We start from the raw sequence: 14,245 nt of genomic DNA, 5'->3' as shown, positions 1-14,245 counted from the left end.
TAAACAGCTATAAGATGAAATAGGTAGGTTTAGCGACTTATATTTGCTGAAATTTGGAGATAAACAAATGACTACGTCAAAAAACTCTTTGTCAAAGAAATGGTGGAAGGAACAAATTATTTATCAAATTTACCCTCGCAGTTTCTTTGATAGCGATGGTGATGGTATCGGTGATTTAAACGGCATTATTGAAAAACTTGATTATATCAAGAGTCTCGGCGTGACCGCTGTGTGGGTTAACCCATTTTACGCTTCTCCAAATGATGACAATGGCTATGACATAAGTGACTACCGTAAAATTATGGACGAATTTGGAGACATGAATGATTTCGATGAGATGATAAAAGGTTTTCACCAACGCGGTATCAAATTCATCATGGATCTTGTGGTAAATCATTCGAGTGATGAGCATGAGTGGTTCAAGCAGTCTCGTAGTTCTCGCTACAATTTATACCGTGATTATTATCACTGGTGGCCGGCAGAAAAAGGCAAACCGAACCATAGGTTCAGCTATTTTGACGAAAAAGGCGACGCTTGGAAGTACGATGAGCAAACGGACTCGTATTACCTACATTATTTTTCAGCTAAACAGCCAGATTTAAACTGGGAAAACCCTGAACTACGCCGAGAGATATACGACATCATGCATTTTTGGGCGAAAAAAGGAGTTGATGGCTTTCGACTCGATGCATTCCAATTTATCTCTAAAGACACCACTTTCCCGGCTTTTCCTGAGGGCTATCAAGATGACGTGGTGGATGTAATAAAACACCATGGCATGGGACCCACCTTGCACAATCACATTCGTGAAATGAACCAAGAAGTGCTAAGTAAATATGAAGTATTTGCCGTAAGTGAGGGAGCAGGCAGTAGTTTTGAAGATGCCCATTCACTCGTTGACGAAGATCGCAATGAATTGCATATGGTCTATCATTTTGAAGGCGTCGAAATAGGGAATGGATTGGATGATCCTCACACTTTAGCCGATTTCAAAGAAGTCCACTCTAAGTGGGAAGAAGCATTCAAAGACAAGGGTTGGATTTCGATATTCTTAGCGAATCACGATGTCCCGCGCATGGTATCGAGATTCGGCAATGATAGTGATGAATTTAGAGCCGTATCGAGCAAAATGCTTAACACTTTCATACTGACTATGCGTGGCACCCCCTATTGCTATTTTGGTGATGAATTAGGGATGAAAAATATTTATTTTGAGGATATCAACGAGTATCAAGATATTGCCGCCATAAATGGCTATAAAAAAGCCTTGAGTGAAGGCAAAGACATGCAGAAATTCATGCAAAACCTTCGGTTTTACTCGCGGGATAATAGCCGCACGCCAATGCAATGGGATAACACTGAAAATGCTGGCTTCACCTCAGGCTCACCTTGGATATCGGTAAACAGTGACTATAAAGAGGTCAATGTTGCAAGCCAAGAGAACCGTGCTGATTCAGTATTAAATCACTTTCGAACGCTAACCAAACTTAGAACCGAGAATGACATTTTAGTATACGGCGTTTACCAACAAGTAGAGCCGGATCATCCGCATATTTATGCTTATACCAGAAGCCTTGATAACCAAACTTGGTTAGTAATACTCAGTTTTGTTGAAACTGATGCAAACTTGAAATTACCAAACAATATGCAAACTTTTGAAATTCAAGCTAACAACTATTCACAATTGAGTATCGATGATGGCTGGCTAAAATTAAAACCTTATCAGGCAGTGGTTTTATCTCAAAAAGAGTAATCTGAATTTACATAGTACTATTTAGGCTAGATGACAAACTAATGATAAAACCAAAATGGATTAATAATTAGTTTGTCGCTAAGCAAGCTTTAAAGTCGTTACAAAAACAAAATTGTAACCTTTGATATTAATTCCATGTTAATGCTTTTTGATAAGCCCTCAATTCAAGCCTTAATTAGCATCAAAAAAGCTCAAAAACTTAAATCATTTAGTGAAAAAATTTGCTCTCTTAGTTTTCTGTAAACAAAAGTCATTTTTGCTACTTCAACATCTACATTTAAAATTTTTATTGTGTTAGCGCACTCAAAATTGCTTTAACTCGGTTTAACGAATCTTCGAGAAATATGATAACAAACTGAATTAAAAGAAAATTTTAAAATCACCATAGAGCTTAATCTAAATAATATTAAGCTTATATATTAGTTACAAAGAGGTTATGCAAAAGAGTCATTGTGATAAAAAATAACACCAACCACAGAAATAACCTTAATCGTTTAAGAAAAATATTGATCTCATTTACATTTGATAGTATTTTTAACATTGCAGTAACAATATTGACTATAAAAAACGCACTGAGCGGGGCACACACATGAAAACGAGCACATATTTTAAACCAGCGTTATTATCAGCTGCTATCTCTGCAGCTTTGATATCAGGCCAACCACTAGCACAAGAAGCCAATGCCGTAGCAGAAGATGTAGAAGTCATCTCGGTCAGCGGGATACGCGGCTCCCTAATTCGAGCGCAAGCTGTCAAAATGGACAACTCCTCGATCGTAGAAGCTATTTCAGCAGAAGATATTGGTAAATTACCAGATTCATCAATTGCCGAATCGTTAGCTCGCTTACCAGGAATGTCTGGTGAACGTGTGGGTGGCCGAACTTCTGGTATTTCAATACGTGGATTTAAAGAAGATTTTACTGGTACATCGTTAAACGGTCGAGAGTTGATCGGGATTGGCGATAACCGCGGTGTTGAATACGATTTATATCCATCAGAGATTATGACAGGCGCTACCGTTTATAAAACCACTGATGCATCGTTGATGGTTCAAGGTATTGGCGGAACTGTAGACTTACAAACGGTACGACCTTTACAAGCTCAAGAAACATTGACAGTTACTGGCGTATACGAAATAAGTGGCCGTGAATCTGACAACCCTGAATACGACAACAAAGGTCACCGTTATTCGTTATCTTTCGTAGAGAAGTTTGCTGACGATACTATTGGTTTGGCTGTCGCCTTAGCCACAACTGAATCGCCTAACAACCAACGTAAATTTGGTGTGTGGGGCTATAATCCAGCTAACGAAGATGGTCAGATTTTACCATCAGGCCTAGATACAAATGTGCAAAGTACAGTATTAGAAAGAGATACCATTTCAGCGGTATTGCAATTCCAGCCTAATGATGACCTTGATATCGTTATTGATGCATTGGATATCAGTTTCTCTGATTCGGGTATTATTCGTGGTTTCGTTGAACCTTTTGAAGCCGCAAATGTGACGGGTTCAGGTTTCAACACTACAGGTACGCAAGTTAACGCCAACTCTGTTTTGATTAATAATCCTAAGCAAAAAGACGGCGATTTGAACGTGTATGGTTTGAACATTGAATATCACGTTAATGACAATTGGTCGGTTGAATTGGATGTGGCTCGAAGCAAATCAACTAAACGTGATTTACAAGGTGAGTCTTACTCAGGTTTAGCACGTAACGGTGCACTTGACGCCTCTGACCCTTCTTTGTTTGGTACTCGTGAATTCGTGATGAGTCAAAATGGTATCGACTTTACAAGTACTTCTGGGCTCGACGCATTCTCTGATCCAAACGCTTTGCAATTAACTGGACCTCAAGCATGGGGTGGCGGTTTAGCTAACTTAGCTGACAACTTTGATGATCATTCTGAATTGCAAGCAAATGGCCAACCATTTAGTTATGTTCAAGCTCAAGATGGTTTCTTAAATTATGCAGACTTCAAAGAAGAATTAACCACAGTGCGCTTTGAAGTGGTGGGTAATTTGGATGGTGACATCTTCCATACCCTCACAGCAGGTATTAACTACAGTGATCGTTATAAGGATAAAGACAACAAAGGTTTCTTCGCTACTGCGTCTGCCTACCCTTTATCTGATTCGATTCCTTCTAAATATTTGTACGACGGGTTAGCTGATTTAACTTGGGCTGGTCTTGGTATGGTTGTGGCTTATGACGGTTTTGCCCCTTATCAAGATGGCGAATACACCTTAAATGACGCGGGTCTACTTGAACCTGACCGTTTAGGTGATACCTATGTGGTTGAAGAAGAAGTCACTACACTATACGCTAAAGTAGACTTTGCCACTGAACTAGGCGACTTCCCAGTTATGGGTAACGTGGGTGTTCAATACGTTCAAACAGACCAAACTTCATCTGGTTTCAACGGCATTGTAGGCTCCAACTTTGCAGTCTGTGATGACAACAATGATCAGCAAATTGATGATAGCTGCCGTGTTTCTGGTGGTGCTGATTACAGCCATGTTCTTCCAAGTGTCAATATCAGCATGGAAGTGGGCGACAATCAATTTGTTCGATTTGCAGCCAATAAAGCCATTAGTCGCGCTCGTATAGACCAAATGAAAGCCTCTAGTTTTGTGAAATTTGATCAAAACATCACGCTGATTGCAATCCCAAATACAGTTGAGGCAGTTAACCAGTACGGTTCTCCTTGGTCTAAATTTGCGGGTAACCCTGAACTACGCCCCTTAGAATCAAATAATTTTGACGTTTCTTACGAGTATTATTTTGAAGATGAAGGGTATTTATCTGCGGTTTTATTCTATAAGGACTTAGTCAATTTAACCCAAGAAAGTAGTGGTGATAGCTCACTTATTAACTTCAGAAATGATGAAACAAATAATGGCGCGGATTACTACATTCCAGGCTTCCATGATCGTCTAGCGTTATTTACTGGGCCCCATGAACCAGCAGGTGTGGTTTATAACGAAGGCGACTTAATCACGCCTCCAGACTACGGCACATACTCCTTCTTTGAAGATGGCTTAAAAGGTGACGTACAAGGTTTAGAGCTTACTGCAAACGTACCATTTGGCATGTTTAGTGATACCTTAGACGGCTTTGGTGTGGCTGCTTCTGCTATTTTCATTGATGCAGAGTTAGATGATGGATCACCTCTTGTTGGTCAATCAGACTCGACTTACTCGTTGACAGCATACTATGCAATGGGTGGTTTTGAAGTGCGCGTAGCCGGAACTGACCGTGGTGAATATTATACATACCAACGTGGTGGCTCAAACAAAATTGATACTGTTCAACGTAACGGTGTGACTTTGGTGGATGCTCAAATTAGCTATGACTTTTCTGAATCTGAGCATGACTATTTGCAAGGTCTACGGGTTTCTTTACAAGGCACAAACTTAACTGATGTAGACGATGAAATAGTTGATGCGAATGGTATTGTTACCACACGCCGTCAATTTGGACCATCGTATATGCTGAACGTTAACTATTCTTTCTACTAAACAGTTATACGCTAATATTAACTGATGAAAAGCCTCAAAGTTGAAAGACTGTTGAGGCTTTTTTACGTTTATACTGGAAAACATTATTGTAACCTGTCGCTTATTATAAAAATTAAGGAGCATGTAGATGCAAAAGCCGGTCAGAAAAGTAGTTATAGCTGGCGGAGGCACCGCGGGTTGGATGACGGCGGCCTTACTTAAAAAAGTATTGCAAGAACAGGTCGAGATTGAGTTAGTTGAATCAGAAGATATCGGTATTGTTGGCGTTGGTGAAGCAACTATTCCTCCTATTCAACTATTCAATCAATACCTTGGTGTAGATGAAAAGCAGTTTCTTCGCGAAACCAAGGCATCAATTAAGCTTGCGATTAAATTCGAAAACTGGCGAGTGCCCGGTGAAAGCTATTACCATACTTTCGGTGCCCCAGGTGCAAACATTGGATTTTGTAGTTTTCAGCATTTTTGGTTGCACGCTAAACAAGCCGGTGCAACAGCATCATTGTGGGATTACGATCTTAATTACTTAAGTTGTGAACGGGGCTTATTTAACAAAATTAATACGCAAAATCCTGTTTACGAAATGCAATATGCCTATCATTTCGATTCAGGTTTGTACGGCAAGTTTTTGCGTAAATTAGCAGAAAATTTAGGGGTAAAACGCACTGAAGGACTAATTGAACATATAGTTCAAGATAAAAATAGCGGCTTTATTACCCAGTTGCACCTCAAAGATGGCAATAAAATCAGTGGTGATTTATTTATAGATTGCACGGGGATGCGAAAACTTCTGATTGGTAAAACCTTGGGCGTAAACTTTCAAAGCTGGGAAAGTTTACTGCCTGCCGATACTGCTATCGCGATCCCAACCGAACGATTTGCAACAACATTGCCGTACACCCGCAGTATTGCCCATAAGAAGGGCTGGCAATGGCGCATTCCCCTCACCCATCGAAATGGTAATGGTATCGTCTACAGTTCTAAGTACATGTCGGACGACGAAGCCCATGACACCTTGATGAGCAACCTAGATAGCAAGCCCTTGGATGAGCCAAGAAAAATCAGTTTTGAAACGGGTCGCACTGAACAACAATGGCATAAAAACGTGATTGCTATTGGCTTATCCAGTGGTTTTTTAGAACCACTGGAGTCAACGAGTATCCATTTGATTCAAGCAGCCATAGTGCGTCTACTAAAAATGTTTCCAAATAACGGAATTTCAGAGGCAATGACACATATGTATAACGCTGAGTCAAAACGGGAATTCGAAACCATCGCTGACTTTATTATTCTTCATTATCATGTGAATGAGCGAGATGACTCTGATTTTTGGAAGGACATGCGTAACATGGCGATACCTGAAAGGTTGCAAGAAAAGATTGCAGCTTTCCGTTCATCAGCAGCCATTTTTAATGACAACAACGATATTTTTAGAGATGCGTCATGGTTACAAGTGATGTTAGGGCAAGGAATACACCCACAAGACTATCATCCAGTTGCCAAAAAGTATGGAGATCATGCACTGTTAGATGTGATGCAAAAAGTGTTAGCAGAAAAGCAAAAGCCATTATCTAGCCTGCTTCCCCATGATCAATTTATTGCTCAGTTCATAGGTCAGTAAACATGCAGCCTAGTAAAAAAATTACGATTGTTGGCGGCGGCACTGCAGGTTGGTTAGCGGCAAACCTGATGGCTAAACAGTGGCAACAAAAAAATATAGAAGTCAGCGTTATCGAGGCCCCTGATATTGCCACTATTGGTGTGGGGGAAGGTTCGACTCCGACCTTAAAACGTTTTTTTGAAATCATGGATATACCTGAGTCACAGTGGATGCCTGCATGTCATGCGACTTATAAAGTCAATATCAGGTTCGAGCACTGGAGTCCAGAATCGAATATTGAATCCTATAGCCACCCCTTTATCTCGCAACTAGATACATTTAGTGAGCGTCCGTTTTATGCCAACTGTTTTGGTCGACGAATGGGCCAGGATGTGACTACATCGGCCGATAAGTTTCTGTTCAATGGTTGGTTGGCAAAACATAATTTAAGCCCAGTTACGCCGGAAAACTTTCCATTTAAAATTGAATACGGTTATCACTTTGACTCGGCGTGCTTGGGGCGATTTTTACAACAACATGCAATGAATTTGGGAGTCCGACACCAAGCATTAAAAGTACAGAACGTAGAACTCCACCCCGATGGCAGCATTGCTCGACTTCACACCGATAAAGGTCAGGTAATTGAAGCTGATTTTTTTGTGGACTGTAGTGGTTTTAGCTCTTTACTGCTGCAAGGTGCTCTAGGGGTCAAGTTCAAGGACTTTAGCAACAACTTATTTAATGACTCTGCGCTAGTAATAGGCACTAAACCACTTGCGCAAGTGCCTGTTGAAACCGTATCCACAGCTCTTTCCAACGGCTGGGCTTGGCGTATCCCCTTGCGCAATAGGACGGGTAATGGCTATGTTTATAGCGCCCAACATATAACAAAGAATGATGCCGAAACAGAGCTACGACAACACCTCGGTTTATTAGACACCGACATTGAATGCCGGCATTTAAAAATGCGTGTAGGTCAGGTAACTAAACACTGGAGTAAAAACTGTATCGCCATCGGACTGGCTCAAGGATTTATTGAACCGCTAGAAGCTACTGCGTTGCATTTAACACAAATATCAACTGAGATGTTTATTGATTGTTTTGAAAAAGGCCATTTTTCTAACCAGTTTCAAAATGACTACAATAATGAAATGAACGAACGTTTTGAACGAATAAGAGATTATATTGTTGCCCATTACAAACTCAATACCCGCCAAGACAGCGAATATTGGAAAGCGAATCGCAACAATATGGCATTATCTGAGTCGCTATTACAGATACTCGATACTTGGTATAAGAAAAATGATTTGAGCAAAGAACTAGCTCGCCAAGGCATAAATCAACATTTTGGTGCGATCTCTTGGCATTGTTTATTGGCCGGATACGGCGTGTTTCCACAGCTTAATCAACGCGCAACAAATAAAGCTACAGCCCCTGTGATTGATTACTTTAAAGACAATCAAATACAACAATTATTTGCAGGCTGTATCCTAAACTTTAAACCTCAGATGTAATGATATATAAATAATAACCGAGCGTTTAAAAGCCCCTGAATGCTAATCAATTTAGGGGCTTTGTATCCGTTTACTCAGAATGATTTAAACTTCGGCGTTCAGTAAGTTCTTTCTCTATACGAGTTAAAAGCGGTCTATCTATCTTGTAGAACAACATCAATAACCCTCCTAGCGCAAACAACACCGCTGGCAGTAATGTTGCCATTACCCTAATTCCTTCCAATGCAAAAGCAGACACAGTTTGATTGGCGACAAAACCGACATAAGCAAGAATAAATCCCGGCAGAGCGCCACCAACAGCCGAGCCAAATTTTAAGGCAAACATAGATGCTGACACAGTTAAACCTGACGTTCTTTTACCGGTTTGCCATTCTCCAAATTCAGCGCAATCAGTAAACATAGCAAACAACAAAGTAATCACCACACCAAACGAAGTTATCCCTAAAAAGTGCAGGAACACAGCAGTCCAGAACATATCAGGTGGAATGAAATAACTCATCACTAGGAAAACTGTGTGCAATAAACACATCACTAACACAATAGTATGTTTGTTGAATAATCGAGTTAACATGGGTGTCCATAAAGAACCGACAATTTGTCCAAAAAGACCAATTGATGAAAACAATGCCACGCGGTCAAAGATAAGGAAAATGGCTTCTCCATCATCCCCCATGTAGTATTTTACGTAGAAAATAATAGATGAGAAACGAGCCACTAATGCCACAACAAGCAAAACACAAGAGATAGCTAAAACCACCCAAGATGTATTTTTAATCAACACTTTCATATCTTTTCTAGCAGATGAGTCGTGTTTAGGTAATTTTATTCTTTCTTTTGTTACCGCAAAGGTGAACCAAAAAAGCGCAATAGATAACACAGCAAAAACACTAATGGTTAAACGAAACCCAAGTACGTCATCACCACCACCTAATAAACTGACTAACGGTGTGGCAAAAGCTGCGATTAATAAACCGCCAAGACCAGCACAAATAAAGCGGTACATGGTAGCCTTGGTTCGCTCTTCTGCGACGGGCGAAATCACGGCAAGTAGAGCCGAATAAGGTACATTCATCGCAGTAAACGCGATCATCACCCCAATGTAAGTCACGTACGCATAAATCAACTTACCAGTATCGGAAAAGTTTGGACCGAAAAATATCGCAAAACCCAACAACCCATAAGGAATAGCTCCCCACAAGAGGTATGGTCGATATTTCCCCCAGCGAGACTCTGTTCTATCGGCGATAAGTCCCATGACAGGATCGCTAACAGCATCGGTAATTTTCGAAATCAATAACATCAAGCCAACGGCAGCAGGGGCAAGACCGTAAACATCTGTGTAGTAGTAAAGTAAATATAAACCGAAGAAACCCAAATAAAAGTTTGAAGCCATATCACCGACGCCATACCCTATTTTTTCTTTAAAGCTCAATGGCGCTCTGCTTGAATCAGTAGACATGAATTCTCCAAACCGGTTTCTAGTTAATGACATTAAGACAAACTGAATAACGATGCGCATTAACGGTTGCTTTACATTTATTTAACTTAAACGATTAAGTTAGATAAATCAACAATATTTTCGAATAGGGTTCAGCTGGAAAGGGAAATACTTGGTATACCTATTTACATAGTTATTAGTGGAAGGTAATTGCCTGCTCTTTACGCTGTGGATTGAATGGGCTTTTTATCAGACGTCAGCACAAACATAGAAACAATGACAAAAAAGGCCACAACCATTCCAATTAGTTTGTAGGCAGCGGCAAAGCCAATTTCATCGTACAAAATCCCAGTTACTATTGATAACCCACTCGCTGCAAATTGCGACATAAATTGAAAACCAACAATATAAATAGTCGCAGACAATCGTGCGTCAAAAGTCGCGGAAATATACTTAAAAATAGCAATAAGCATGATTGGCAGTTCCACGGCATGAAGTAGCTTCATAGCAGAAATAGAATAGGGATCATCGGCATACCCTGAGCCAATAATACGTATGGCCATTACTACGCCACTAAGCACTAAGCCATTTTTAGCGCCAATCTTATTCACTAAAAAAGGAGCTAAAAACATACCACCTGCTTCGAGGAACACTTGCAACGAATTTAAATAGCCGAACATTGCATTACCTTCAGCTTTCGTTGGAAATTGCGCTGCGAAATACACCGCAAACTGCTGATCGTAGACGCCATAAATACACGACACACCAATCACAAATGAGGTAAACGCCCAAAACTTTTTATCCCTAAATAAGCAAATAGCATCAATAAGTTTTAATGCACTTGCCTGCTCGCCATCGTTCATCTGCTTCGAGTTGTCTTCACTAACAGTGACAAAAAACAGACAAGTTAAAAATATAACCGCACACAAACTAGCCAGCACAAAATTTAACGTTACCGAAATATTAAATATTTGACCGGTGAAAAACGTAGCCATTGCCCAACCTACAGAGCCCCACATTCGAGCCTTCCCAAACTCAAAACCTGTGGTTCTTGCAACCCGTTCTATGTAGGTTTCGACGGCACCAACCCCCGCAAAGAATGCCACCGAGCAAAAGAAACCGCCGACAATTGCGCCAACATAAAGAGATGCCATTAACATCGGGGTATAAATATAAATAAAGAATGGTCCGCTAAGCAAAAGCATGGCCCCAACAAACCAAAGCAATTGTTTACGCAGGCCTAATTTGTCTTGAATGAATCCATAACAAGGCATAATAAAAAGTGCAGTAATCGCATTTATACTAAATACAATTCCTGTTTCTGCACCGTTTAATCCAATGGCTTGGTTTAACCAAATCGGATAAATTGAAAAGCAAAATGACCAAGTTAAAAAGAAACTTAAAATACATCCGCTTAACAACCAGTAATTACGTCTTGCTATGTGATCAGACATCTGTGGCCTATATTATGAAGTTGCGTAGCCATGAGAATCTCTAAGAACTAATTCTCCGCTTATTTCTATTATTTCAGGGGTTGTAACCTGCTGTTTATTAATGGCTAATTGAGCTGCTCTTTGCCCCATACTGAAATAAGGCAAGCTCACTGTAGTGAGTTTGGGCAACAAGTTTTCGGCAATTAATTTGTAGTTGTCGTAACCAACAATTGAAATGCTTTCTGGAATTTGAAAACCGAGCTTTCTGATCAGCATATAGACACGCATTGCCATTTTATCGTTACCACAACAAATAGCGGTGGGCGGCTCTTGGCGGGATAAAAGCGTTTGCAACACTTCAGGAAGATTACAAAACTCGTCTTCGCTATCACGACATACGCCTACCTGTATCAAACCACGATCAACGTCTAGATTTGCAGCTTCATGAGCTTTACGGTAACCATCAAGCCGTAATTGTGTTGCAGGCATATCTTCAAAAAGGGTTAAGTAAGCTATTTTTCTGTGTTTTTTTGCGATAAGTTCATCGGTGATTTGATAAGCACCTAAGTAGTCGTTGGGTAAAATGGTAGGGTGACTCAAGTTGGCTTCAAAGCAGTTCACAAGTATAAGAGGGCATTTTTTGAAAGACTGTTTTATTTTAACTTGGCGACGATAAATCGTTGCAAATATAATTGCTTCTGCCCTTTGCCTTCTAAAATCATCCACCAAGCGGGAAAAACTTTCGTCGCTACCGCCGGATTCACCAATCATCAGCAACTTCCCTTGCTTTTCACATTCGCTTTGGATACCCGCAATAATGTCAAAAGAGTCTGGAGTAGTGGTGAGTTTTTCAGTAATTAAACACACTATTCCTTTGTCACGGCCTCGTAAAGATTGGGCTGCTGCAGAGGGGTAGAACTCCAGCTCTTGCATTGCAGATTCAACTTTTTCTTTGGTTTTTGAGCTCACGCCTGCAAAACCGCTTAATACCCGAGAAACGGTTTTAATTGACACATTTGCTTTTGCTGCAACATCTTTAATTGAAGACATAAAAACCTTGTTGAGTAGCCGATTACTAAAAGGCCAATTTGACACTATTCCAACATTAAGTTGACATTTATTTAAAACTCGCCATTATAATGACCATCGATAGACATTTTATCAAGTCTTTTTTTATTAATTTTTCTAGAGGTGCATATGCAGCAGTTAGATAACCAAAACCGTCCAAGTACGAATCGTACTTGGAGGCCTCATTATCACTTTTTTAAACAGGGTTTTTGGATCAACGATCCTAACGGATTATTTTATTTGGACGGTAAATACCATTTATTTTTCCAACTCAATCCTGATGACGTGGTTTGGGGGAATATGCACTGGGGCTACGCGACTTCAGAGGATTTGATTCATTGGCAACATCAACCCATTGCGCTTCATGCCGAGCCAGAAGGCTTAGGTTATATTTTTTCTGGTGGCGCTGTAGTGGATATAAATAATACCGCAGGTTTTGCCAGCTCGAATTATCCTGCGGTAATCGCGACATTTACACATCATTCAGAAAATGAAGTGCAAGTTCAAAGCATTGCATATTCAGTTGATGGCGGAAAAAGTTTCACTAAGTATGCGCATAATCCGGTTATTCCAAACCCTGGCTTAAAAGATTTTAGAGATCCAAAAGTTGTCTGGTACGCAGAAAAAAAATACTGGGTAAAAGCCGTGGTTGCGGGTCAATGTGTCTATTTTTATCAGTCCAACGATCTTAAAAGTTGGCACAAACTCTCCGAATTTGGACATAACCACGGAGCTCATGGTGGCGTATGGGAATGCCCGGATCTGTTTCCATTAATTTGTAGCGAAACTGGAATCGAGCGTTGGGTTTTATTAATTAGCATTAATCCTGGTGGCCCCAATGGTGGCTCAGCCACACAATATTTCATTGGCGACTTCGATGGTGTTGAATTTACCCCTCAAGACTCTCTACCTACAAATAGCCCAACCCATTGGTTAGACTATGGCACTGACTGTTATGCCGGTATTACTTGGGACAATACCCCAGAGATATTGAAAAGTCGGACTTACATCGCTTGGATGAGTAACTGGGATTATGCGCGAGACACGCCCGATAATACGTGGCGAGGCGCGATGACCTTGCCACGAAAAATCAGCTTAGTGAAAAACCAATCCGGTTACCAACTCGCGACCCCGCCCGCGATTGAATTCAATGCTGAAAATTCATTAAGTACAATCGAAGTGCTTAGGCAACAGCCGTTAAACATACCCGAAGCATACAAGCTATCCTTTACTCTTAGCTCACAGAGCCGTAAAACCGTTCTGCAATGGCAAAGTGCGAATAAAGAAACCTTTGTTTTGACACTTGATTTTGCAAACAAACGAATTTTGGCGGATAGAACTCACAGTGGCTTTGCTGAAAAAGGATTTGATTCAATCGTTGAAATGCCTATTGATGTTCTGCAGCACCAACTTGTTGAAATTGAAATTTACGCAGACACTTGTTCGTTCGAACTGTTTTTCAATGGTGCTCGGCAATGTATTACTATGATGACCTTCCCTACAGCGCCGTTTAGCGAACTTTGTATTGCCCACGATAGTGAAGAAAATAAAATTGAAAAAGTTAGGTTAAGCACTTTTGCTATAAATGCAGTTTGATTTAATTTGCATCCTCAAGGGATTGAAGAGGTTGGCCGCGGGTAGAACACTCAAAAACAAAAGGTCGCAATAAGCGACCTTTTACAACTGCAATTACGCAAAAAACATAAGCTTACTACTTCTCCATTTTAGACATGTCATCTAACGGTTTAGGCATTACATTTGAATAAATCTGTATATACTTGATAATGCTAGTACCGACTCGCGACAAAGCTTATTCCTCTTTTTAAGACAGCCACAAACTAGACTAGAGCTAAAATTTAGACAGCCACAAACTAGACTAGCACTTTGACGCTATCAACTAAACTATAGGTATAAGGTTCATA

Annotated in this window: 8 protein-coding genes; 5 read left to right on the top strand and 3 right to left on the bottom strand. The window is 40.4% G+C overall.

The window, feature by feature from the left end; translation table 11 throughout:
- Positions 1-67 precede the first annotated feature (67 nt).
- The 4 genes from KO530_RS17990 (at position 68) to KO530_RS17975 (ending at position 8,384) form a co-directional block, all read left to right on the top strand.
- Complete coding sequence (locus tag KO530_RS17990; RefSeq protein WP_216049848.1) at positions 68-1,753, top strand: glycoside hydrolase family 13 protein; 1,686 nt, start codon at positions 68-70, stop codon at positions 1,751-1,753.
- 589 nt (positions 1,754-2,342) lie between these two features.
- Entirely contained in the window at positions 2,343-5,273 is a 2,931-nt protein-coding gene (locus KO530_RS17985; RefSeq protein WP_216049847.1) for a TonB-dependent receptor, read from the top strand.
- A gap of 127 nt (positions 5,274-5,400) precedes the next feature.
- On the top strand, positions 5,401-6,891 hold the full coding sequence (locus KO530_RS17980; RefSeq protein WP_216049846.1) for a tryptophan halogenase family protein: 1,491 nt from the start codon (positions 5,401-5,403) through the stop codon (positions 6,889-6,891).
- A 2-nt stretch (positions 6,892-6,893) separates the two neighbouring features.
- The gene (locus KO530_RS17975) at positions 6,894-8,384 is read left to right on the top strand and encodes a tryptophan halogenase family protein (protein WP_216049845.1); all 1,491 of its coding nucleotides are present in this window, start codon (positions 6,894-6,896) and stop codon (positions 8,382-8,384) included.
- Between the two features lie 70 nt (positions 8,385-8,454).
- Here the strand turns inward: KO530_RS17975 and KO530_RS17970 are convergent, their stop codons facing one another.
- The 3 genes from KO530_RS17970 to KO530_RS17960 all read right to left on the bottom strand — a co-directional run bounded on the left by KO530_RS17970 (position 8,455) and on the right by KO530_RS17960 (position 12,305).
- Positions 8,455-9,843 (bottom strand): MFS transporter, encoded by a 1,389-nt coding sequence (locus KO530_RS17970; protein WP_216049844.1) that lies wholly within the window; start codon positions 9,841-9,843, stop codon positions 8,455-8,457.
- 200 nt (positions 9,844-10,043) lie between these two features.
- Positions 10,044-11,276, bottom strand: a complete 1,233-nt coding sequence (locus KO530_RS17965) for an MFS transporter (RefSeq protein WP_216049843.1) — start codon at positions 11,274-11,276, stop codon at positions 10,044-10,046.
- 12 nt (positions 11,277-11,288) lie between these two features.
- A complete protein-coding gene (locus KO530_RS17960; protein WP_216049842.1) occupies positions 11,289-12,305 on the bottom strand; it encodes a LacI family DNA-binding transcriptional regulator in 1,017 nt (338 codons plus the stop codon).
- Positions 12,306-12,452: 147 nt separating this feature from the next.
- Between KO530_RS17960 and KO530_RS17955 the strand changes: the two genes are divergently transcribed.
- Positions 12,453-13,919, top strand: coding sequence for a glycoside hydrolase family 32 protein (locus KO530_RS17955; RefSeq protein WP_216049841.1), 1,467 nt, complete (start codon positions 12,453-12,455; stop codon positions 13,917-13,919).
- Positions 13,920-14,245 lie beyond the last annotated feature (326 nt).

The organism is Aliiglaciecola lipolytica, assembly GCF_018860635.1.
Classification (GTDB): domain Bacteria; phylum Pseudomonadota; class Gammaproteobacteria; order Enterobacterales; family Alteromonadaceae; genus Aliiglaciecola; species Aliiglaciecola lipolytica_A.
The sequence above is the reverse complement of the archived record's forward strand: the minus strand, read 5'-3'. Positions and strand labels throughout refer to the sequence as shown.